At 42.3% G+C, this 21242-nt stretch carries 19 protein-coding genes; 11 read left to right on the plus strand and 8 right to left on the minus strand.

The genetic code is table 11. The features are described from left to right. Window positions 1–11 precede the first annotated feature (11 nt). The gene (locus JWQ54_RS17180) at window positions 12–809 is read left to right on the plus strand and encodes an SDR family oxidoreductase (protein WP_299587188.1); all 798 of its coding nucleotides are present in this window, start codon (window positions 12–14) and stop codon (window positions 807–809) included. An 87-nt stretch (window positions 810–896) separates the two neighbouring features. On the opposite strand, the gene JWQ54_RS17185 is transcribed toward JWQ54_RS17180, so the two are convergent. Continuing rightward, complete coding sequence (locus tag JWQ54_RS17185; RefSeq protein WP_299587189.1) at window positions 897–3095, minus strand: alpha-galactosidase; 2199 nt, start codon at window positions 3093–3095, stop codon at window positions 897–899. A gap of 140 nt (window positions 3096–3235) precedes the next feature. Continuing rightward, window positions 3236–4543 carry an amidohydrolase family protein gene (locus JWQ54_RS17190; RefSeq protein WP_299587190.1) on the minus strand — a complete coding sequence of 436 codons (1308 nt, stop codon included), beginning with the start codon at window positions 4541–4543 and terminating at the stop codon, window positions 3236–3238. 92 nt (window positions 4544–4635) lie between these two features. Between JWQ54_RS17190 and JWQ54_RS17195 the strand changes: the two genes are divergently transcribed. The 3 genes from JWQ54_RS17195 (at window position 4636) to JWQ54_RS17205 (ending at window position 6980) form a co-directional block, all read left to right on the plus strand. Further along, window positions 4636–5205 carry a sigma-70 family RNA polymerase sigma factor gene (locus JWQ54_RS17195; RefSeq protein WP_299587424.1) on the plus strand — a complete coding sequence of 190 codons (570 nt, stop codon included), beginning with the start codon at window positions 4636–4638 and terminating at the stop codon, window positions 5203–5205. After that, window positions 5195–5947, plus strand: a complete 753-nt coding sequence (locus JWQ54_RS17200; protein WP_299587191.1) for a hypothetical protein — start codon at window positions 5195–5197, stop codon at window positions 5945–5947. The genes JWQ54_RS17195 and JWQ54_RS17200 overlap by 11 nt, the downstream gene beginning before the upstream one ends. 217 nt (window positions 5948–6164) lie before the next feature. Then, complete coding sequence (locus JWQ54_RS17205) at window positions 6165–6980, plus strand: outer membrane beta-barrel protein (RefSeq protein WP_299587192.1); 816 nt, start codon at window positions 6165–6167, stop codon at window positions 6978–6980. A gap of 109 nt (window positions 6981–7089) precedes the next feature. Here JWQ54_RS17205 and JWQ54_RS17210 read toward each other — a convergent pair whose 3' ends face one another. After that, window positions 7090–7383, minus strand: coding sequence for a hypothetical protein (locus JWQ54_RS17210; protein ID WP_299587193.1), 294 nt, complete (start codon window positions 7381–7383; stop codon window positions 7090–7092). Window positions 7384–7476: 93 nt separating this feature from the next. Between JWQ54_RS17210 and JWQ54_RS17215 the strand changes: the two genes are divergently transcribed. Together JWQ54_RS17215 and JWQ54_RS17220 are read left to right on the plus strand one after the other, a co-directional pair. After that, window positions 7477–8562 (plus strand): AAA family ATPase, encoded by a 1086-nt coding sequence (locus JWQ54_RS17215; RefSeq protein WP_299587195.1) that lies wholly within the window; start codon window positions 7477–7479, stop codon window positions 8560–8562. Between the two features lie 284 nt (window positions 8563–8846). Next, window positions 8847–9965, plus strand: coding sequence for a DUF6371 domain-containing protein (locus JWQ54_RS17220; RefSeq protein WP_299587196.1), 1119 nt, complete (start codon window positions 8847–8849; stop codon window positions 9963–9965). A 48-nt stretch (window positions 9966–10013) separates the two neighbouring features. Here the strand turns inward: JWQ54_RS17220 and JWQ54_RS17225 are convergent, their stop codons facing one another. Further along, window positions 10014–11315: a PIN-like domain-containing protein gene (locus JWQ54_RS17225; RefSeq protein ID WP_299587197.1), complete on the minus strand. Its 1302-nt coding sequence runs from the start codon at window positions 11313–11315 to the stop codon at window positions 10014–10016. Between the two features lie 281 nt (window positions 11316–11596). Between JWQ54_RS17225 and JWQ54_RS17230 the strand changes: the two genes are divergently transcribed. The 3 genes from JWQ54_RS17230 (at window position 11597) to JWQ54_RS17240 (ending at window position 14037) form a co-directional block, all read left to right on the plus strand. Further along, window positions 11597–11893: a HigA family addiction module antitoxin gene (locus JWQ54_RS17230; RefSeq protein ID WP_299587198.1), complete on the plus strand. Its 297-nt coding sequence runs from the start codon at window positions 11597–11599 to the stop codon at window positions 11891–11893. 556 nt (window positions 11894–12449) lie between these two features. Further along, entirely contained in the window at window positions 12450–13448 is a 999-nt protein-coding gene (locus JWQ54_RS17235) for an ABC transporter ATP-binding protein (RefSeq protein WP_299587199.1), read from the plus strand. Window positions 13449–13719: 271 nt separating this feature from the next. Then, window positions 13720–14037: a hypothetical protein gene (locus tag JWQ54_RS17240; RefSeq protein WP_299587200.1), complete on the plus strand. Its 318-nt coding sequence runs from the start codon at window positions 13720–13722 to the stop codon at window positions 14035–14037. A gap of 108 nt (window positions 14038–14145) precedes the next feature. Here the strand turns inward: JWQ54_RS17240 and JWQ54_RS17245 are convergent, their stop codons facing one another. The 3 genes from JWQ54_RS17245 to ispG all read right to left on the minus strand — a co-directional run bounded on the left by JWQ54_RS17245 (window position 14146) and on the right by ispG (window position 18001). Beyond that, window positions 14146–14727: a hypothetical protein gene (locus JWQ54_RS17245; RefSeq protein ID WP_299587201.1), complete on the minus strand. Its 582-nt coding sequence runs from the start codon at window positions 14725–14727 to the stop codon at window positions 14146–14148. A 296-nt stretch (window positions 14728–15023) separates the two neighbouring features. Further along, a complete protein-coding gene (locus JWQ54_RS17250) occupies window positions 15024–15941 on the minus strand; it encodes an AraC family transcriptional regulator (RefSeq protein WP_299587204.1) in 918 nt (305 codons plus the stop codon). 20 nt (window positions 15942–15961) lie between these two features. After that, window positions 15962–18001 carry a (E)-4-hydroxy-3-methylbut-2-enyl-diphosphate synthase gene (gene ispG, locus JWQ54_RS17255; RefSeq protein WP_299587206.1) on the minus strand — a complete coding sequence of 680 codons (2040 nt, stop codon included), beginning with the start codon at window positions 17999–18001 and terminating at the stop codon, window positions 15962–15964. Window positions 18002–18130: 129 nt separating this feature from the next. Here ispG and JWQ54_RS17260 point away from each other — a divergent pair, with 129 nt between their 5' ends. Beyond that, complete coding sequence (locus JWQ54_RS17260) at window positions 18131–18343, plus strand: hypothetical protein (RefSeq protein WP_299587209.1); 213 nt, start codon at window positions 18131–18133, stop codon at window positions 18341–18343. Here JWQ54_RS17260 and JWQ54_RS17265 read toward each other — a convergent pair. Then, on the minus strand, window positions 18336–18623 hold the full coding sequence (locus JWQ54_RS17265) for a DUF2683 family protein (protein ID WP_299587212.1): 288 nt from the start codon (window positions 18621–18623) through the stop codon (window positions 18336–18338). The genes JWQ54_RS17260 and JWQ54_RS17265 overlap by 8 nt on opposite strands. Window positions 18624–18716: 93 nt before the next feature. On the opposite strand from JWQ54_RS17265, the gene galB reads away from it, so the two are divergent. Continuing rightward, window positions 18717–21158: a beta-galactosidase GalB gene (gene galB, locus JWQ54_RS17270; protein ID WP_299587215.1), complete on the plus strand. Its 2442-nt coding sequence runs from the start codon at window positions 18717–18719 to the stop codon at window positions 21156–21158. Window positions 21159–21242: the final 84 nt, after the last annotated feature.

The raw sequence follows: 21242 nt of genomic DNA on the forward strand, positions 1-21242 counted from the left end.
ATAAAAATATTATGGAAACCTATCAAAAGTATGCCCTTATTACCGGAGCAACCAGTGGTATAGGCTTTGAGCTGGCAAAGTTATTTGCACATCATAATTACAACCTGGTTATTGTTGCACGCAGCCAGGAAGAACTGGATATGACTGCTATAAAACTTGAGCTATTTGGTATGGATGTTATTAAAATTGCAAAAGACCTGTTTAAAAGGGATGAGGTGTTTTCGCTTTGTGATGAAATAAAAAAAGAAGGCATTGAGATAGATGTATTGGTTAATGACGCCGGCCAGGGTGTATGTGGCGAATTTAAAGATACCGATATTGAACGCGAGCTTAACATTGTTAACCTTAATATTTGTGCTACCGTAATTTTAACCAAGTACTTTGTAAAAGATATGATATCCCGTGGCAGAGGCAGGATCCTTAACCTGGGCTCGGTGGCTGACAAGATTCCCGGTCCATGGCAGTCTGTTTATCATGCAACCAAAGCATTTGTGCAATCATTTACAACAGCTATCCGCGAGGAATTAAAGGGTACAGGCGTTACGCTTACCTCCCTTATGCCGGCAGTAACGGATACCGACTTCTTTAATAAAGCCGGTATGAACGAAAGCACCACTATGCCGGATAAAGAAGCAATGGCTAAGCCGGCCGATGTGGCAATGGACGGTTTCAATGCATTAATGGCTGGTGAAGACAGGGTAATCTCGGGCCTTAAAAATAAAACACAGGTTAACATGAGTAGCGCAATTCCTAACGGTGTCGCTGCCCATAAGGTACATAAGCAGCAAAAACAGGTAGAAAACCATTAATAGTTTTTTTGATCATGATTTATAGGATCGGGGGAATCAAGACAATCCTCAAAATCCTATAAACCATGGCTCAAAATCATCCGCACATTAATTTCCCTTCACTGCAATCAATACACTTGCCCTGTTTTCGCGTACATCAGGGTTAAGGCCTATCGTCATTAAAAACTTTCCGGTATAGGTTGCTTCGGTTATGGTTGATCTTGTGCCGGGGAATACATTCACCTCACTTATGGTATACATTTTATCCGGGTTTAACCCTTTCAGGCGGATAGGCATATTGCTGCCTGCACCATACCTGTTGTTTACCAAATAGTTAAACATAATGGCTGTTGTTTTTGCAGGATCGACATACATTATGGAGGCTACATCATTCTCACGCGGATCCTGTAAGCGGTACTGGTCGCCATGCCAGATCTCTTCACTAAACTGTTTATAAGTATTAACCGCTGCCTGGCAAAATGCAAGTTCGGCAGGTTTTAATTTGCCTATAACAACATCAAAGCCCAACTTACCCATCATGGCAACATCAACCCTAAACTTTATGGGCTGCTTGCCCCAGTCGGTAACATGGTTTGAGCTGGTTATTGCAGGATAGAAGTAGGAATACTCCCATTGCATAAAGACCCTTTCAATTGGCTCTGTGTTATCGCTTGGCCAGTATTCAGTAAAGTATTTGAGGGCGCCATAATCAACCCTGCCACCACCACCAGAACATAACATCAGGGGTACCTTTGGGTACTTAGCCCTTAACCTGTCAAGCACTTTATACAATCCCAGCACATAATCGGTATAAAAGTTCGATTGATTTTTTTCATAAGCCGAATAAGCATTAAAAATAACCGAATTGCAATCCCATTTAATATAAGCCAGATCAGGATTTTTAACAAACAGGTTATCTACTATACCGAATACAAAATCCTGCACTTTAGGGTTGGAGAGGTCAAGCACCAGCTGGTTGCGCATGTAAATTTCAGGGCGCTGCGGTTGCTTTATCACCCAGTCGGGGTGTTTTTCATACAGCTCGCTTTTAGGGTTCACCATTTCAGGCTCAACCCAGATCCCGAATTTTACATCATTGGCTTTAGCTTCCTTTGTTAAAAAGGCAATATCATGCGGAAGCTTTGCTTTGTTCGCTTCCCAATCTCCAAGGCCTGCATGATCGCCATTGCGCGGGTATTTATTGCCAAACCAGCCATCATCCAGCAAAAACAAATCAACACCCAGTTTTTTTGTATCCTTTAAAAGCCCGGCAAGCTTCTCCTCATTAAAATCAAAATAGGTTGATTCCCAATTGTTAAGCAGGGTTAAGCGCGAGCCATTGCCATCAACAATTTTATATTTACGCGCCCAGGTTTGCAGGTTGCGGCTGGCTTCGCCTTTGCCTTTATTGGTAAGGGTATAAACAAACTTCGGCGTTGCAAATTCCACACCGGCTTTAAGATTGTAATCAGCAGCAAAGTTATTTATTCCGGCTATCAACCGCAGGTTATTGGCAGGGTCAACCTCAAAGTCTATCCGGAAATTGCCGCTCCACTCCAGGTTCCCGTACATCACCTCGCCCTCATCTTCGGTAGCAGATTTATTTAACGACACCATAAATACAGGCGGCTGAAAAAGATCGGTCCTTGAACCAAGCTTTGAGTCGAGGGTTTTTATGCCGTGGTTAAGCTGCTCCTCTTCAGGGGTCATTTCCTTTACCCAATCGCCATGGTAATGTTTAAGCCAATAGCTGCCGGCGCGGATACAAAGATTTGCCGATGCATATTTATTGAGCACTACATCCTTTTTTTCGTGATGCTTTATTACGCTCCACTGCTCGGTTACATCCTCGTTATAATAGGTTTGATAATTAAGCGTAACCTCAAAATCATAAACAGAATCTTTAAGGCTGATGCTGAGCAAACTTACATCGTCATTAATTTTTGTAACGGTATGATTAATATATTTTAGTTCCAATGATTTATTGCCATCAGCATGGGTTACTGCAATGGCAGGCTCCATAAGGTTGCGGGTGCCGGCGGTAGTATATGCGTTATTATAAGTACCTATACTACCTCCAAATTTGTATATTTTAGCAATATTGGCGTATTCGTTTTTTTCAGATAGCTTGCTGCCAAAATACACCATGTTCAGCAGCTTTTCATCAGTAACCTGTAATACCAGCGCATTATCTTTTGTTTCGATAGGGATAATTACATCCTGCGCCTTCGTAAACGAAACATTGCATAATACATTCAGCGCAATAATTGCCCCTGTTAACAAACCTTTGGAGTTTATTTTATTCATGATGTTATAATTGGTTGGTTTAAGATTGAGTCAAGAATCAAGAAGTCAAGAATCAGGATAAAAAATAAAAGAAATTAATACATCGCTTTAAGGTGGTCACCTGATTTGTTTTTCTTTTTCCAGGCAAATTAATAACGGCATTACTTTCTTGATTCCTGACTCCTGACCTCTTGGTTCTCTTTATAAATTACTCCGTTTTTCATCACCAGCTTTACCTGCTTTACTAATTTAATGTCATCAGCAGGGTTGCCTTCAACGGCTATAATATCCGCAATATAACCAGTTTTTATATTACCAAGGTCTTTTAATTGAAAAACTGTCGCATTTACAGTTGTAGCCGACCGCAGTACATCAACCGGCTTCATGCCATAGTCTGCCATCAGGAGCATTTCGCGTGCATTATCACCATGCGGAAACACGCCAACATCGCCACCCATACAAATAGTTACGCCAGCCTGTAATGCCTGGGTAAACGAAGTATGTTTCTGCTTTACACTTTCAGGCTCAGGGTTTGTGCCTTTTTTCCAGCCAACATAACTTGCTATGGCTTCGGTGGCGGCTAAAGTTGGGCAAAGGGCTATCCCTTTTTCCTTCATCAGCTTAAATAATTCGGGGGTGCCGTTATCGCCGTGCTCAATGGTAGTTACGCCGGCAGCTATTGCCCTGCGCATCCCTTCTACGGTGCCTGAGTGTACGGCAACAATGCGGCCGCTGCTTTTGGCAACTTCTACGGCTGTTTTTAACTCTGCTTCGGTAAAAGTAGGTGCAGCCGTGCCATCAATCCCCCAGCGATAATCAACATAGATTTTAACTACATCGGCACCATAGCCAATTTGCGAGCGTACAACATGGGTAATACCGTCAATACCGTCAGCCTCTTCGGCGCCTTTAATTATGCTGGCTTCGGCAACATTGCTTTTAGGCCCATAACTTCCCGTTGCAACAATAGCACGCGTGGCAACCAGCATCCGCGGGCCGGGAATAACACCTTTATCAATCGCCATTTTTAATCCCACATCATCATATCCAGCACCTTCGGTACCCAGGTCGCGTATGGTGGTAAAGCCTGCCATCAGCGTTTCTTTGGCATTTACCACGGCACGGGCAGTCCGCTCGGCACGGCTTTCGGTCAATACCTGCCTGTTCCAGCTGGTTTCGTTGTAAGGATGAAGAAATAAATGCGAATGCCCCTCTATCATGCCCGGCATTAAGGTTTCTCCTTTCAGGTCAATGATCTTTGCCAACGAAGGGGCAGATATGCTGCCTGGCTCACCCGCGGCTTCAATACGGTTCCCCTTCACCAGCACCCACCAGCCAGCATGCATTTGCTGCCCGTCAAAAACACGGTCGGGTTTTAAGAGGGTGTAGGAATCGTTGGGGGTTTGCTGCGCGATGGAGCAGGTAAATGTTAATAAAATAAAAACTAAGGTCAGGTAAAATATTTTCATGTGTTTATAAGTAGATAGAACAGCAATTTAGGCAAAATTATTTTTAATCCCATGCAACCATTTCGCTCTCCTTTTCATCTTACCTTTAAATGATGTTTTTGGAGCATAAATATACTATCGACGAACTGATTAAAAGATGCAAGGCCAACGAGCGTAAGGCCCAGGAGTTGTTGTATAAACAATTTGCTTCAAAAATGATGGGGGTATGCTTAAGGTATGCTACTGACCGGATGGAAGCCGAAGACATGCTGCAGAATGGCTTTATAAAGGTTTTCCAGAAGATTGATGACTACCGGGGCGATGGCTCGTTTGAAGGATGGATCCGCCGGATAATGGTGCACAGCTCGATTGAATACTACCGCAAATACCATAAAATGGTGCAGATGGTTGACCTTGAGGACGCTTCGGGACATACATCAGTTGATGCACTGGCTATGTCAAGGCTGGCAGCTAATGATTTAATGGCATTGATACAGCAGCTGGCACCGGGCTACCGCATAGTATTTAACTTGTTTGCTATTGAAGGCTACTCACACAAAGAAATTGCCGAAATAACAGGAATAAGCGAGGGTGCATCAAAATCACAGCTTTCAAGGGCGCGGTCGGTATTAAAAGAGCAGGTAATAAAAATGGAAGGTAAAAGATATGGATATGCAGGATAAAGAATTTGATCAGTTATTTAGCACAAAGCTTGATAATTTTGAAGCAGAGCCTACTGGCCAGGTTTGGGATGGCATTGTTGAAGGGCTTGACGGCAAACGCCGTTACAAAATGCTTGTGCCATATTTAAGCATCGCCGCCAACATTATTGTTTTAGCCGCAGCGGGCATCCTGCTCATCCCGCAAAAAACTACTGTTAATCCCAGGCATCCTGATAAAAATAACATTGCTAAAACTAGCCAGCCGGTTAGCGCAGCACCTGTTATTAAGCCGGATACTTTGAAAGCGCAGCCTCAAAACGCTGTACAGCAACCTGCAGTTGTAAACAGCATGGCCGGTATTAAACATGTTAAACCGGTTGATATTGCAGTTAATAAAAATGCTGCTCCGGTGGTAGCTGAACCTCAAAGCCCTGTTAAACAGCAAGAGCAGCCCGTATTAGCTGCAGTACAACAAAAACAGGACGTAATTAACCCTGTTCTGCCTGATAATGGTATCTCATTGGCTACCAAACCGGCATTAACTGCAAACGCATTAACTGCCAATAACAAGCCGGATGACGCAGCAGCCGTTAAACCCAAACGTAAAGCCCATGGCATCGGCGGTTTACTGAACGCAGTGATAGCCACGGTTGATAAAAGAAAAGATAAATTAATTGAGTTTACCGACTCGGACGATGATGAAACCAATGTGATGTCGATTAATCTCGGAGCATTTAAATCTAAAAGGGAGAGAGACAAATAATAGTTGAATGAGTTGATTAGGTGAGTGGTTGATTAGGTTAAACCTGTGTATAGGCTGCCCTATTCAACTCAATCAACTTAATCTAACACAATCAACCAGTGTTGATTAGGTGAGTGGTTGATTAGGTTAAACCTGTGTATAGGCTGCCCTATTCAACTCAACCAACTTAATCTAACACAATCAACCAGTAACTACTATATTTAAAATACACAATTATATGAAACGATTAATTTTTACCGCAATACTAAGCATAACATTATACGGTGCTTTTGCACAAAAAACATCTTCAGACAGCACTAAAGCCAAGCCTGATTCAGCAAAAAATAAAGGCTTTAAACTTTCAGTAGGTTATGGCGACGAAGCCGAACACCACTCGCCAAAAGATACTTCCTATAATGCAAAGGCTTATCCAAAATTTTTATTCGGCCTTACATTTTCACGGTTCGACCTTGGTTTGGCAACCCTTATTGATAATGGCAGCTTTACTTTATCGCCCCAAAATAACTTTTTACGCTACCGGTCATGGAAAACCAGCAACGTAGGTTTCGACCTGGTGCAGATGGGTGTAAGGTTTAACCCTAACTTTAAGATCTATATTTCAGGCGGGTTCGACTGGACCCTGATCCGGCTGCGCGATGATATTACCATCCTGCCAAATCAGCCGGTGTTAACTTACCGCCAGGACAACATCGACTATAGCAAAAACCGTTTTTCATCAAGCTACCTGCGCATCCCGCTTTCGTTTGATTTCCGCACCAATGAGAACGCTGATGGCAAAAGGGCGCACTTTGTGATCGGTCCTGATGCCGGGTTGCTGCTGAACGGGAGGGTTAAGCAGATCAGTAAAGAAAATGGCAAACAAAAATTTGATGACGATTATCATTTTGCAAAAGTCCGTTACGGCGGCTTTGTACGGTTTGGTTACGGCGACATGGGCATCTTCGCCAAGTACTACTTTAATGATATGTTTGAGAATAGCCCCGAACAAAAAGGCCTTAAAAACTTCTCATTCGGGTTTACGGTTGGGTTTTAAGAATAGTTGACTGTACTCCCCATCCGCGCGTCATTGCGAGGAACGAAGCAACCTTTACGCAGGACAATCAATGAACCGTTATGCTGATGGTGACCTTGCAGCTGCCTGATTAGTAACCACAAAATTTTTTACTCCGGTGCATGGATGGCGTAAAGATTGCTTCGAAGCCGGTTGCAGGCAACCAGCCTCGCAATGACGATACGGATGAGGCTTGGTTGAACTGCTGTATTTCCTGTAACACCTGTAATGCCCTGCAACAACGTTTACAAGAAATACAGTCATCGGGCATAAAATACTCTCCATCGCGCCATTGCAATGAAGATGGATGAGGCTTGGTTGAACTGCTGTATTTCCTGTAACACCTGTAATGCCCTGCAACAACGTTTACAAGAAATACAGTCATCTACCTAAACACTACCCCTGCTGACAAAACAGTGTCAGCACTTATTTAATAACCGTTGCGGATATTTGGTGTCATACAATCCCACACACCATCATGAACCAACAACATCCCTCCCATGCGGAGCCATGTCCGGCTGCCGAAACTTCTATCTATAACCTTAGCATAGATGACCTCAAACAATCCATCCGCCAGTTAATTACTGAGCCCGACGACAGCGGAACTCCCTTTATTACCCACACCGGCGATGAATGGCTGGAAATACATGACACCCAACCCGAAAGCCGCGAGCTGTTTGGCAAGCTTTGGTTTGAGCACGAGCTGTGTATCCTGTTTTCAGACACCAACGTAGGCAAATCAATCCTCGCCGTACAGGTTGGCGGCAGTATTGCCAAAGGCGAGGGTATTGCCCCGTTTACGCCAATGGCCGGCAAACAACGCGTACTTTATTTTGATTTTGAGCTGTCGGCACGGCAGTTTGGCAACCGCTATGTTGACGAGCAAAAGAACCGCCATTATTTCGGGCCCGACTTTGTACGCTCGCAGTTAAACACCTCTATCGAAGTACCTGCCGGTTTCGGCAATTTTGAGGAATACATTTGCTTTATGATAGCCCACGAGGTAATTGCCAAACAAGCTAAAGTGGTTATTATAGACAACATTACCTACCTGCGCACCGAAACCGAACGCGCCAAGGATGCACTGCCCTTAATGAAGCAGCTGAAAGCTTTGAAAGAGAAGTTCGGCCTTAGCATTTTGGCATTGGCACATACGCCGAAGCGTGATCGCAGTCAGCCCATTACCCGCAACGACCTGTCGGGCAGTAAAATGCTCATCAACTTTTGCGACAGTGCTTTTTCTATCGGCGAAAGCTATAAAGACAACAACCTGCGCTACCTGAAGCAGATAAAGCAGCGCAATACCGAAGAGGTTTATGGCGAACGCAATGTGCTGGTGTACCAGATAACCAAGCCCGGTAACTTTTTGCACTACGCCCACATAGGCACCAGCAGCGAATGGGAGCACCTTAAACAACGCACCGACGACGATGCCAGCGAGCTTAATCAACAGATAATGGAACTGCACACCCGGGGTTTAACCCTCAGGCAGATAGGCACCGAACTGCACCTGTCGCACACCAAAGTAAAACGTATAATTGACGAGCAAAAAGATAACCTGTAACACCTGTAACATGTGTTACTCCCCGTTACAGGCGTAACAGCCGTAACAAGATCACCTCCTCTTCCAAAACTCACCACACGTCATTGCGAGGAACGATCCGCCAGCTGGCGGACTACTAAGGACAATCAACGAACCGTTATGCTGATGGGACCTTACAGCTGCTTGATTGGTAGCCACGTGCTTTTTACTCTCGTGCATGCATAGCATAGAGATTGCTTCGAAGCAGGTTGCGAGCAACCAGCCTCGCAATGACGTGATTTTTAATTAATTATTCAATTTCCCAAATGAAATACACCCTGCAACCCTACAGCGGCATGTGGAGCCGCTACACCTGTCCGCAATGCCACCGGCACAAAGTATTTACCCGTTATATTGATACGGAAACCCTCCAACCCATTGCCGACCATGTAGGCCGGTGCAGTCGCGAGAACAATTGCGGCTATCATGTTAAACCGTCGGACCATTTTGGGTCGATGAAAAATAACGGCTATGATTTTAGCAAGGATGCTGATCTGTGGCTGGGGAGGAAGGAGAAGAAGTCCATAGTCGATAGTCCATGGTCCATGGATGGGAAAGTGCAATCAACCAACGATAATGGACTTAATAATAATCCTTATCTGATAGGTAATATCATTAAAAATAATAACCTGCTAAACCGCAACCCTAACCATGGACCATCGACCATGGACTATGGTCCTTCCCACATCCACCCCGACACCGTAAACACAACCCTTGAGACTATAGACTATAATGATAATAACTTTGTACAATATTTAATAACCTTATTTGGGCTTGATGTGGCACATGATCTTGTAGCCAGTTACCGCATAGGCAACAGCAGCCATTGGCCGGGAGCTACCATTTTTTGGCAGATAGATATAACCGGCAAAGTCCGCACCGGCAAAATCATGCTGTACAACCGCCAAACCGGCAAGCGGGTGAAGGAGCCTTTTAATCATATTACCTGGGTGCATTCTTTGCTGCGCAAGTCCGATAGCTTAGTCCATGGACCATCGACCATGGACCATGGACCAAACGACTTCCACCTCCAACAATGCCTCTTTGGCGAACACCTGCTGGCTGAAAACCCGGAGGCCATAGTAGCAATAGTGGAGAGCGAAAAAACCGCCATAATGGCCAGCGCCATGCTACCTGGCTTTGTGTGGCTTGCAGCCGGCAGTCTGAATAATTTGAATGAGCGCATCTGCAAAGTACTGCAATACCGCCAGGTGCTGCTCTTCCCCGATCTGCTGGCTTACGACAAATGGAAAGCAAAGGCCCAACAACTGCAACTGCAATTACCCGGCACCACCTTTAAGGTTTTTGCAGCGTTGGAACAGTTTGCTAATGATGATGAAAAAAAGAAAGGGTTGGATTTAGGTGATTTGGTGGGGAGGGGGTGAAAATACAGCGATAGTCAAAATTTTCTTGCTATATATAATATCGCAAAGTTAAATTGATGAAGCTTTATATCTTTCTACCACGTCATTCAATTCAGTATTAGTAATTTTTTGGAAGTCACTATCAAACATTTGATAATTCTTGTCATTTAAAAGGAAAAAAGCTCTTAATGCACCGAGCTTGTTTACTCTTCTATGCTTTTTAATAAATCCAAAAAAAACACCTAAATCTTCAAATGAATTTTCAAACATCTCGTTAATAATTTGTATATCATTGATTTCATTTAAATACAGTTCTTTAATGAAATGATCTTTTACGAAAGCTTGTTCAAATGGAATGAGCCATTTGCTATTTAATAAATAGTTTTCTAGAGTATTTGAAGATAGAAGTCTAGTAGCTTTAATAGTCGCATTTGTGATTAGTGACTCTATGGATGTCTTTAAAAGTTGCTCAAATAATCTTTCCGCATTTAAAATGTAAATCAGCTGACCGGTATTTAAGTAGAAATTCTCCACATAATGAATGATGGCCGAACCATCCTTTTTTAGCCAATCGCCTTTGGTCGTATCATAAGTTAAAAAAATAGCGTCTACCTTATTGAGTTTTGAATATTCCATAATTTCGTGAAAAATTATATAATCACCATACGGATCATCTTCCTTTTCTTTATTTTCACAAGCACCAGGAAATACTTTATGTGAATCTTTTTCTAACTCTCCCTTATCAAAATTATCGAACGATTGTTTATATTCCTCTTTAATAGTTTTGATTTGATCATCCGTTAATTTATCTAATAGTTTAACGCTACTAAAAAGATTCAAAAAATCATCATCGAATGTCGTCTTCCTCTTTAACTCTTTCGTTTTTTCAATTTCCTTATTAATTTCTACCAATATCTCGTCCGCTGACTCTTTTAACTTTGACAGGCTTTTTTCAATTTTTGGGTAGTCCCCCAGTACTATTTTATGCGAATCAATAAACCTATTCGTGCTATTAATTATTTCAGAAGTAAACGCATCAGGAATTTTGTTAGTGACATCCCTAAAGAATTTATTTATTAGATTTTCTCTATTCTTCACATATTCCCATTGAACTTGACTTGTTAAAATTATTTCAGAGGCATGTTTTTCGAATAAGGCTTTCATTTCAGCTCGCGCCTTAAAAGAGATGCTATATAAACGAAGCAGGATATTTGCATCAAAAAAAATAGGGAATTTTTTATTTAATTTACTGGCTAAAGGAAATCCTTCCTTATACTTATCTATAACTTCCTTATGGGTAGCAATAGTCTGTTTAAATCGCTGTTTGAAGAAACTTACTGCTTGGTCTTTATCGGCAGGCTCTTTTGGCATATGAAAAGGTTTGATGCAATATACAATTAATTCTGTATCATTTAAATTCCCTCACTTTTCACTACTGACCTGGTGAACTGCAATGCCGATTGGGGAAAGATTGGTTACTTAACTGTATTTCCTGTAACACTTGTAATCCCCCAATACAACATTTACAAAAAATACAAGCCTTTATAAATTGGAGCAGCATTTTTAATAAATTTGATATTGATCTGCATTGAAGAGATCAGCAACCATTACTCTTAATGTTATAGCCCCAGAAGGGCTTTATTTAACCTTTTATGAATAATAACGAAGTATTAGATCATAATGGTAACGAAATTGAAATAGAGGCATTTCATCCGGGCGAGTTTTTGCAGGAAGAAATTGAAGCAAGGGACATTCTAAAAAAGGATATAGCAAAGTCGCTTGACATACTGCCTCATCATTTGAGCGAGATCTTTGCAGGTAAAAGAAATATATCAGCCCGTTTGGCTGTTAAACTCGAAAAGATCTTAGGAATCAGTTCCCATTACTGGTTAGGCTTGCAGATGGAATATGATCTGTTTATAGCCAAACAATTAGAAGCCCAGGTTTAAATCCGGGCTTTTCTTTTTTGTGCTTTTATGTACAGGGTGCCTGCTGTATTTCCTGTAACACTTGTAATACCCCAATACAACATTTACAAAAAATACAGACATCTTCATAAAATGCTCTCCATCACGTCATTGCGAGGAACGAAGCAACCTCTTCACAGGACGATCAATGAACCTTTATACTGATGGTGACCTTGCAGCCGCTTTATTGGTAACCACAAAGCTTTTAACTCCCGTGCATAAATGGCGTAGAGATTGCTTCGAAGCAGGTTGCAAGCAACCAGCCTCGCAATGACGATGTGGGTGAGGATTGGTTGAACTGCTGTATTTCCTGTAACACCTGTAATCCCCCATTACAACATTTACAAAAAAAACAGACATCCATCCAAACAACAAAACTCTTACAACAACTACAACCACTACAACTTTTTACATCCGTTTAACCAACCCAACCTTACAACATTTCAACTTTACAACCTTTCAACTTACAACAACCCAACCTTACAACATTTCAACTTTACAACCTTCCAACAAAAATTAAACAACGTATCTTTACCCGATGGCAGAGGCACCGTTTTTACAGGCAATTTCAGTAAGCAAGATTTATCCCGGTGAGCAGGGTTCGGGGGTAAAAAAAATCAACTTAAAAATTACACCGGGGCAGATAACCGCTATAATTGGCGAAAGCGGCAGCGGGAAAAGCACTTTATTGCGCCTGCTTTATGGTTTGTTATCGCCTGATAATGGCGAGGTGCTTTTTAAGGGCGACAGGATCTGGGGGCCCGAAGAAAAGCTGATCCCGGGGCATGATGCCATGAAAATGGTTACCCAGCAAACTGACGACCTAAACATATTTGCCAAAGCATGGGATAACGTAGCCATTATGCTGCCCAGCACCGATCTGAAAGCAAAGCAGCAGAAAACCGAACAAATGCTTACCCAGCTAAAAATGGCCCATCTTGCCGATAAAAAGGTGGCTGAGCTAAGCGGCGGCGAAAAACAGCGGATTGCCATTGCCAGGGCCCTGATAACCGATCCGCAGGTACTTTTGCTGGATGAACCCTTTAACCAGGTGGATACTTCGTTTCGCGAGGGCTTACAGCGGGATATCAGGCGGATTGTTAAGGAGACTGGATTAACAGTGATCATCGTATCTCATGACCCTGCCGAAGTACTGTCAATGGCCGATGAGCTGATCGTTTTGAAGGACGGCGGAATATTAGAATCAGGCAATCCAAAAGCGCTTTATCAAAATCCAAAATATTTATACACCGCACAGCTGCTTACCAATTGCACCGTGTTAACCAGCGCCGAGGCCCGCATTTGCGGACTGAAAACAAAATCAGACCATGTGGTTATTTATCCCGAGTGGGTGCATACCGTTAAAACCTGGACCAGCAACAATTGGGAAGTAAAGCAGGTGCTGTTCAAAGGCTGCTATGAGGACCTGATAATGGAAAACAAAGGTGTGACCATCCGTGTGCTTAATGAGCAATTCGGTAAATACACCGAAGGCAACAGGCTTAATTTGAAGCTGAACAAGTGGCTGGAGTATTAGTGGATGTGCGGATTTCGGATGTGCAAATGTGCGGATGAAAAATTTAGGGGAACGGTTAAAAAATATGGACACATTTCCCATCATTCGCACATTTGCACATCATTCTCGCTCATCTGCATATCCGCACATCCGAAATCTGCACATCTGCACATCATTTTCGCTCAACTAGCTGATCGGCTACGTTCTTTGCCATGATATAACTATTTAATAGCCAAACCAATTAAGCACGATAAGAGTTTTAAAAATTGTAAATTGCTTAAAATATTATTTTATGGGACGTATAGTAATAGTAGCCTACAAACCCAAACCAGGCAAGGCCGAAGCATTAAAGGAGCTTACCAAAACCCATGTACCACGCCTTAAAAAAGAAGGATTGGTAACAGACCGCAAAGCTGTAATTATGGAAACGGCTGATGGAACTATTATCGAAGTTTTTGAATGGCTCTCGGCAGATGCTATTCAGCAGGCGCATTCAAACCCGGCAGTCCACCAAATGTGGGCAGAGTATGCTGAAGTTTGCGATTATGTCCCGCTGAATAGTTTGAGTGAAACTGGTAACATGTTTGCTGATTTTACGCCGGTTGACTGAAATGATATGAATCATCCTAACGCAAAAGAGGCAGACCCCGTTAAAAGTCTGCCCCTTTTTATTTGTCAATATAGCGAAGCCGGGAAACGGCTGTTGGTTTTGTATTAATTATAAGCTGAACGCGTAAGCAACCCTTAAACCAATAAAGTTACTGGTGTTACCATTGGTATAAAAATCGCCGTTGCTTTCATACCTTACACCTGCATCAATGTAATTTTTACCGCCTACATTAAACAGTACGCCTGCCTGCGGCGCATAAACAAATACGGCTGATTTGGATACCCCAAGGTCTGATTTATTGGCGATGAATGCGGCACCTGCCTCGCCTTGCACGTAGATGTTTTTAACAAGAAAATACTTTAAACCAGCCTTAACAGGGATTAGCTGAATATCAGGCGCTGATGTGCTGTTATCAGCATAAATGTTATTGAAACCGGCGTTTAAAGTAGCATATAACTGATCTTTAAGGATCGGGAAGTCTGCCTGTAATGAGCCGCCTAAGCTCCAGTTGTAATTGTTGTTTAATTTACCAACAGGTAAGCCGGTTTCAACACCTGCACTTAGCCTGATGCCAGAACCATAAGTAGTAGTTGCCGGTGTTACCGGTGTGGTATCCTGTGCTTTAACAGTTAACGAAAGAATAGATAATAATGAAAGTGCTATAACACTTAATTTTACGGAAGTTTTCATGATTTGTATTTGTTATAATATAAAATTGAATTTAAGGCGATCCTAAAAGATCATCTGTAAATGATTGTTAAGATTTGATAAGTTCCCCAGTAAATTTGAAGTAACCTGCTTTTTATGATGTCTAAGTCCGGCTTTTTCATGCTCGTTATTTTTAATTGACGGGCCAAAAGTACCGGGTATAGCAGGGCGCATCAATCTCAATAAATCGGTTTTAACAACCAATTTTTCCTAAAGGCGGTTTTTACCGTCAGGCAATAGTCATAACAAGAATTTTTAAAAGATAAATGGGTGGGATTTTATTGCAGCAGCTTAAAATCTGAAGGGTTATTACCTGCAAAACGTTTAAAGAAACGGCTGAAATGCGAGCTATTGTCAAAGTTAAGCCGCTCGGCAACCTCTTTAATGCTAAGACCTGATGATGATAACAGGTACTGCGCCTCAAGGTACATGCGATTATGGATTATATGCAAGGCGTTTTGCCCGGTTTCACCCTTCACTATTTCAGTTAAATACTTAGCAGATATAAATAGCTCGTCGGCATATTCCTGTACCGTTTTAAGGGTTAGAAATTGCTGTTCTACTAATTTTTTAAATTTGTAAACTAACTGGTATTGCTTGCTGAGGTGCCGGGTGGAATTCAGCAAACAGCTTTCGCAGGCACGGTTCATTTCATAAAGCAGGTCCGTTACCAGCAAGCGCAGGATCTGTAAATGAAAAGCGCCTTTTTCCCGGCTTTCGAAGCTTATTTTTTCATAGAGCGCTTTTAAGGAAGTAAATCCTTTTACTGAAAGGCCATAAATGGGCGGATAATCAGGGTTTACCTCTAACAGGTTATCCAGCACGTTTTCTTTTAAAAAATTGCCGGTCAAAAATTCCTTTTTAAACAGCACCTGGTATAAAACCAAATCATCAGAGGCATCTTCAAATGAAGTAATAAAATCCGGAGTAACCAGGTGAACAGAGTTTGGATAAACCTCAAATACAAAATGACCGATTGTTTTTTTACAGCTCCCGCTAAGGCATAAAATTACCGAGTAATAATCTGTTTTTACAGGCAAGCCATGTTTTAAACCTTTTACATTGCCTAATACAGCAAAATCATCCTGGCTCCATTCATCGCTAACAATTCCAAAATTAGTGTTGACCATACCGGCAGCCGCCAGGTGCCATTTAACAGTTGATGGGATAGTTGAAACAGTAGTTTTGTTGCTCATATAAGGCTATAAATCCGGGATTATTCCTGCTCAACCCAATTGCCGTCTTCTTTAATAATTCCTATCAATTCATCAAGTGCATTAGCCGAACTGATGTTTTTCTTTACAGCTTCCTTGCCACGATATAGTGTAACTTTATCAGTGCCCGAACCCACATAACCATAATCAGCATCGGCCATTTCACCGGGACCGTTTACAATACAGCCCATAATGCCGATCTTCAGGCCTTTAAGGTGACTTGTACGGCTACGGATCATTTGCGTGGTGATCATCAGGTCGAACAAAGTACGTCCACAGCTTGGGCACGAGATGTATTCTGTTTTGGAGATGCGTGAGCGGGTAGCCTGCAAAATACCAAACGCAGTTGAGGTAATAGTTTTTGTGCCGATCTCCGGCGCATCAATCCATACGCCATCGCCAAAACCATCAACCAATAAAGCGCCCAGGTCAGTAGCGGCGTAGAGTTGAAGCAGGGTAGTTAATTCCTCTTGTCCATGGACCATAGACCATGGACCATGGTCTTTTTGACTCTCCTCCGGATAACTTCTTTTAACTATTACCGGAACATCAACGCCCAATTCTTCCAATTTGAAGAAAAATGACCGTTGGTCTGTCATCCCCAATAAAGAGTCGGTTTCCAGCACAAATACTAATGACTGATCAAAAGGCAAAGCACCAAACAAATCCGAATCAATATCGGCAGGTTTTACTTTTACCAGGTTTAAGGTTGATGAACGGTCATCGGCTTCGATATATTCCTTTAAGGTAAATAAAGGATGGCACATGGTTTTATCAGCCAGCTTTTGCCATGTTTTATAATTGTACAGCTGTTTTAAGTTGCCCGGCAGCGTAAATGATGGCAGCTCATCAGCAAAATAAACAAAATCAACCGACTGCTCGGCCATATTATATTTATCCAGCAATGCCGAATACAGGTAACCTGCATCACCCAATATAGCAGGATCTTTCAGATTTTTTTTAGACAGATCAACCACCACCCTCGGTACCATATGCCCGCCAATAAAGGCATTAGCCTCATAGGTATGGCGGCGTTTGTATTCGTAGGGGTTGTGATGGAAGTCTTGAGTCCTGAGTCTTAAGTCTTGAGTCTTATTTGAATTTTCAGACGTCAGACTTTCGACTAAAGACTTACGACTTGAATAGCGTTCTACAAGCGCAATAGCGACAGGTGCTTCTGCTTCCGGTTCTTCGGTTAAGGATACGCGTACTGTATCGCCCAGGCCGTCTTCCAGCAAGGTGCCGATGCCAACGGCAGATTTTATCCGGCCATCCTCACCATCTCCGGCTTCGGTTACGCCAAGGTGCAGCGGATAGTTCATACCTTCAGCAACCATGGTTTCAACCAGCAGGCGGTAAGCTTGCACCATCACCTGCGGATTGCTTGATTTCATGGAGATCACCAAATTATAATAATTCAGCGTTTCGCAGATCCGCATAAACTCCATTGCACTTTCAACCATGCCTTGTGGGGTATCACCATAACGGCTCATTATCCTGTCGCTCAGCGAGCCATGGTTGGTGCCTATTCGCATTGCAGTGCCATACTCTTTACAGATATTTACCAGCGGTGCAAACTTTTGGTAGATGCGCTCCAGCTCGCCCTGGTACCCGGCATCGGTATAATCTATCTGGTCGAATTTCTTTTTATCGGCATAGTTGCCGGGGTTAACCCTTACTTTTTCAACTATCCTGGCAGCAACTTCAGCGGCGTTAGGTGTAAAGTGGATATCGGCCACCAAAGGCACATTGTAGCCCCGCATCCGCAGCTGTTTTTTTATTTCGGCCAGGTTTTTTGCTTCTTTAATACTAGGTGCAGTAATGCGCACATATTCGCAGCCGGCATCAACCATTCTAATTGATTGCTCAACGGTACCAATGGTATCCATGGTATCGGTGGTGGTCATGCTTTGAATCCGGATTGGGTTATTGCCGCCCATAGGCACATCGCCAATAAACACTTCGCGGGTTACAAACCGCGAATATTCGGTTAGCGAATTACAATAACGGCCTTGCAGCAATTTAACAGCATCAGTATCCATACTGCAAAAATACGAATTTGTTGGTTTGTTGTAATGTTGGAAAGTTGAAAGGTTGTAAAGTTTGGCGGGTGAAACAGATTTGCGAAAATTTTACGATAAAACTTAATATTACAATTGTTAAATTTGAATATGAGCACTCAATTTATTACCAACAGCAAGGGAGAAAAAACAGCGGTAATAATCCCGATAAATGAATATGAAGATTTGGTACACCAGCACCATTTAAAACTTGAGTTAAGTGATGAATATAAAAAGATGATTGATAATATGCTTCAACAGGAAACTAATGGGTTAGCCCAATATGTGAGTTTAAACGATATTAAAAGCGGTTTCCTTATTTGAAAAACTTTTGCTTTGCTTCTTTAAAATCAAACACTTTACCTTCTTCAACATCTTTAAGGCCCTTTTCAATTTTATCGATAAAAATATTCTTTATATCCAATTCTGAAACAACCCTGGTTTCTCCCCTTTTAACTTGTTCCCGGCTTTCCTTTATTTTAGCAACAAATTCAGGATCATAAGCGGACTCAACTACTTCAAATGGGATTTTAAAAGCTTTCATTAAGCCTTTTAAAGCGGCTAATTGTTTTTTATCCGCGGGATGAATGATTAATGTGTTCATGTCTCCTTTAAAATAAAAAAATGAATTAACCATTGTATTCTAATAATTTATAAATTAGTGTCGATTTTACAGTTATTGCCTAAAATACCCGTTATGATGAATTATAAAACCTTTATTTCAAAGGCTACAAGCCTGTTTGCTTTACTTTTTTTTCTGCTGACATCTTTAAACGGCTTCGCCCAGCAGGCCCGCTCCGTTGCCGATTTTGATAAAGGCTGGCATTTTCATTTAGGGGATGTTAATGATGGCGAAAAAGCAAGCGTAAAAGATGCCAACTGGCGCCTGCTTAACCTGCCGCACGACTGGAGCATTGAAGGAAAATTCAGTAAGGATAACCCTGCCTCGCCCGAAGGCGGTGCATTACCCGGCGGCATAGGCTGGTACCGCAAAACATTCACCGTTCCCGCGGCTTCAAAAAACAAGCTGGTTTATATTGATTTTGATGGCGTATATCAAAAAAGCGATGTTTGGATCAACGGGCACCACCTTGGTTTCAGGCCCAATGGCTATATCTCATTCAGGTACGAGCTTACACCATACCTAAACTTCGGCGGCAAAAACACCATAGCAGTTAAGGTTGATAATTCTGTTCAGCCAAATTCGCGCTGGTATTCGGGTTCAGGCATTTACCGTAACGTTTGGCTGGTTACAACTAATAGGGTAGCGATAGATCATTGGGGAACTTATGTTACTACTACAGATGTAAGTACAAAGTCAGCCGTGGTTAATTTAAAAGTCAGGGTTAAAAACGATGCTGAGTCATCGGCAATTACTATAAAAACTGTTATTTATGATGCTGCAGGCAAACAGGTTTCTGAATATGGTGACATTATCTCCAAAGCCACTTTAAAGGATACGATCGTCAGCTCAAACCAAAACCTCACTGTAAAAAATCCTTCATTGTGGTCTGTTGAGCGTCTTTATTTATATAAAGTAGTTACTACGGTAATGGCAAATAATAAAATTGCAGATGTGTATATCACTACTCTCGGTATCCGCTATTTCAATTTCGATGCAGATAAAGGCTTCTCACTAAATGGCAAGCCGATGAAAATATTAGGTGTATGTGATCACCATGACCTGGGCTCATTAGGCGCCGCGATTAATACCCGCGCATTAGAACGCCAGCTGCAAATGTTAAAGGCTATGGGCTGCAATGGCATTCGCACCTCACATAACCCGCCTGCTCCTGAACTGCTTGACCTTTGCGATAAAATGGGCTTTATTGTAATGGACGAGGCCTTTGATTGCTGGGAATGGAAAAAAGCAAAGTTTGATTATCATTTATATTTTAAAGAATGGCACAAACGCGATCTTGAAGACCAAATCCTGCGCGACCGTAACCATCCAAGCGTTATGATCTGGAGCATAGGTAATGAGATCCCGCAGCAAGGAGATACCAGCGCATTGCGCATTGCACCTGAACTGGCCGGCATTGTACATAGCCTGGATAAGACACGCCCTATTACTACCGCTAATGATCGTCCGGATACCACTAACAAGATCATTAAATCAGGCGCGATTGACCTGATAGGCTATAATTATCATGAATTTGATTATGCTAAATTTCATGACAGGTACCCAGGCAAAAAATTCATCGCTACTGAAACCACATCAGGTTTAGAAACCCGCGGGCATTATGATATGCCTTCTGACAGTATCCGGATCTGGCCTGCAAGATGGGATAAACCGTTTACCGAAGGCAACCCTGACAATAGCGTTTCGGCCTATGACAATGTACGCCCTGCATGGGGCTCAACTCATGAGGCTACCTGGAAGGTGATGAAAAAGTATGATTTCCTTTCGGGGATGTTCATCTGGACAGGCTTCGACTATCTTGGCGAACCTACGCCTTACTCATGGCCTTCACGGAGCTCATACTTTGGCATTATTGACCTGGCCGGGTTCCCTAAGGATATTTATTACATGTACCAAAGCGAATGGACAGATAAAACCGTGCTGCACATTTTGCCGCACTGGAACTGGGAAGCGGGTAAAACCGTCGACGTTTGGGCGTTCTATAACCACGCCGATGAGGTGGAGCTATATCTAAATGGAAAATCGGTAGGTATTAAAAAGAAAACCGGTGATGACCTGCATGTAATGTGGCGATTAAAGTATGAACCAGGCACACTTAAGGCTGTTTCGCGTAAAGATGGAAAGGTAGTTTTAACCCGCGAAATTCATACCGCCGGTAAGCCTGCTAAAATTGAACTTATAGCCGACAGGAAAAATATAAAAGCTGACGGCAAAGATCTGTCATTTATTACCGTTAAAATACTGGATAAAGATGGCAACTTAGTGCCTGATGCCGCCAACCTGGTAAACTTTAAAATTAATGGTGCGGCATTTATTACAAGTGTTGATAATGGCGATCCGGTTAGTCACGATTCTTTTAAGGCGGGCTACCGAAAAGCATTTAATGGACTGGCGCTGGCAATTGTGCAGGCAAAGGAAAAAGCCGGTAACATAACTTTTACAGCAACGTCCAAAGGTTTACAATCTGCTAGCATAATCATACAAACAAAACCTTAAATTAGTAGGTGATTTTATTACGGATTAGATTTAAATTAGAAATATTTTTTTCAGCAATTAAACCATTTCGTAATCGTTTGTCTA

Source organism: Mucilaginibacter sp., from assembly GCF_028288225.1.
Lineage (GTDB): Bacteria > Bacteroidota > Bacteroidia > Sphingobacteriales > Sphingobacteriaceae > Mucilaginibacter.

Coding starts and splice junctions, on each gene's coding strand:
- JWQ54_RS17240 (WP_299587200.1), top strand. CDS start 13,720: ATGGGACGTATAGTAATAGTAGCCTACAAACCCAAACCAGGCAAGGCC.
- JWQ54_RS17200 (WP_299587191.1), top strand. CDS start 5,195: ATGCAGGATAAAGAATTTGATCAGTTATTTAGCACAAAGCTTGATAAT.
- JWQ54_RS17220 (WP_299587196.1), top strand. CDS start 8,847: ATGAAATACACCCTGCAACCCTACAGCGGCATGTGGAGCCGCTACACC.
- JWQ54_RS17235 (WP_299587199.1), top strand. CDS start 12,450: ATGGCAGAGGCACCGTTTTTACAGGCAATTTCAGTAAGCAAGATTTAT.
- JWQ54_RS17190 (WP_299587190.1), bottom strand. CDS start 4,543: ATGAAAATATTTTACCTGACCTTAGTTTTTATTTTATTAACATTTACC.
- ispG (WP_299587206.1), bottom strand. CDS start 18,001: ATGGATACTGATGCTGTTAAATTGCTGCAAGGCCGTTATTGTAATTCG.
- JWQ54_RS17215 (WP_299587195.1), top strand. CDS start 7,477: ATGAACCAACAACATCCCTCCCATGCGGAGCCATGTCCGGCTGCCGAA.
- JWQ54_RS17230 (WP_299587198.1), top strand. CDS start 11,597: ATGAATAATAACGAAGTATTAGATCATAATGGTAACGAAATTGAAATA.
- JWQ54_RS17210 (WP_299587193.1), bottom strand. CDS start 7,383: ATGACTGTATTTCTTGTAAACGTTGTTGCAGGGCATTACAGGTGTTAC.
- JWQ54_RS17195 (WP_299587424.1), top strand. CDS start 4,636: ATGTTTTTGGAGCATAAATATACTATCGACGAACTGATTAAAAGATGC.
- JWQ54_RS17205 (WP_299587192.1), top strand. CDS start 6,165: ATGAAACGATTAATTTTTACCGCAATACTAAGCATAACATTATACGGT.
- JWQ54_RS17245 (WP_299587201.1), bottom strand. CDS start 14,727: ATGAAAACTTCCGTAAAATTAAGTGTTATAGCACTTTCATTATTATCT.
- JWQ54_RS17180 (WP_299587188.1), top strand. CDS start 12: ATGGAAACCTATCAAAAGTATGCCCTTATTACCGGAGCAACCAGTGGT.
- JWQ54_RS17225 (WP_299587197.1), bottom strand. CDS start 11,315: ATGCCAAAAGAGCCTGCCGATAAAGACCAAGCAGTAAGTTTCTTCAAA.
- JWQ54_RS17250 (WP_299587204.1), bottom strand. CDS start 15,941: ATGAGCAACAAAACTACTGTTTCAACTATCCCATCAACTGTTAAATGG.
- galB (WP_299587215.1), top strand. CDS start 18,717: ATGATGAATTATAAAACCTTTATTTCAAAGGCTACAAGCCTGTTTGCT.
- JWQ54_RS17185 (WP_299587189.1), bottom strand. CDS start 3,095: ATGAATAAAATAAACTCCAAAGGTTTGTTAACAGGGGCAATTATTGCG.
- JWQ54_RS17265 (WP_299587212.1), bottom strand. CDS start 18,623: ATGAACACATTAATCATTCATCCCGCGGATAAAAAACAATTAGCCGCT.
- JWQ54_RS17260 (WP_299587209.1), top strand. CDS start 18,131: ATGAGCACTCAATTTATTACCAACAGCAAGGGAGAAAAAACAGCGGTA.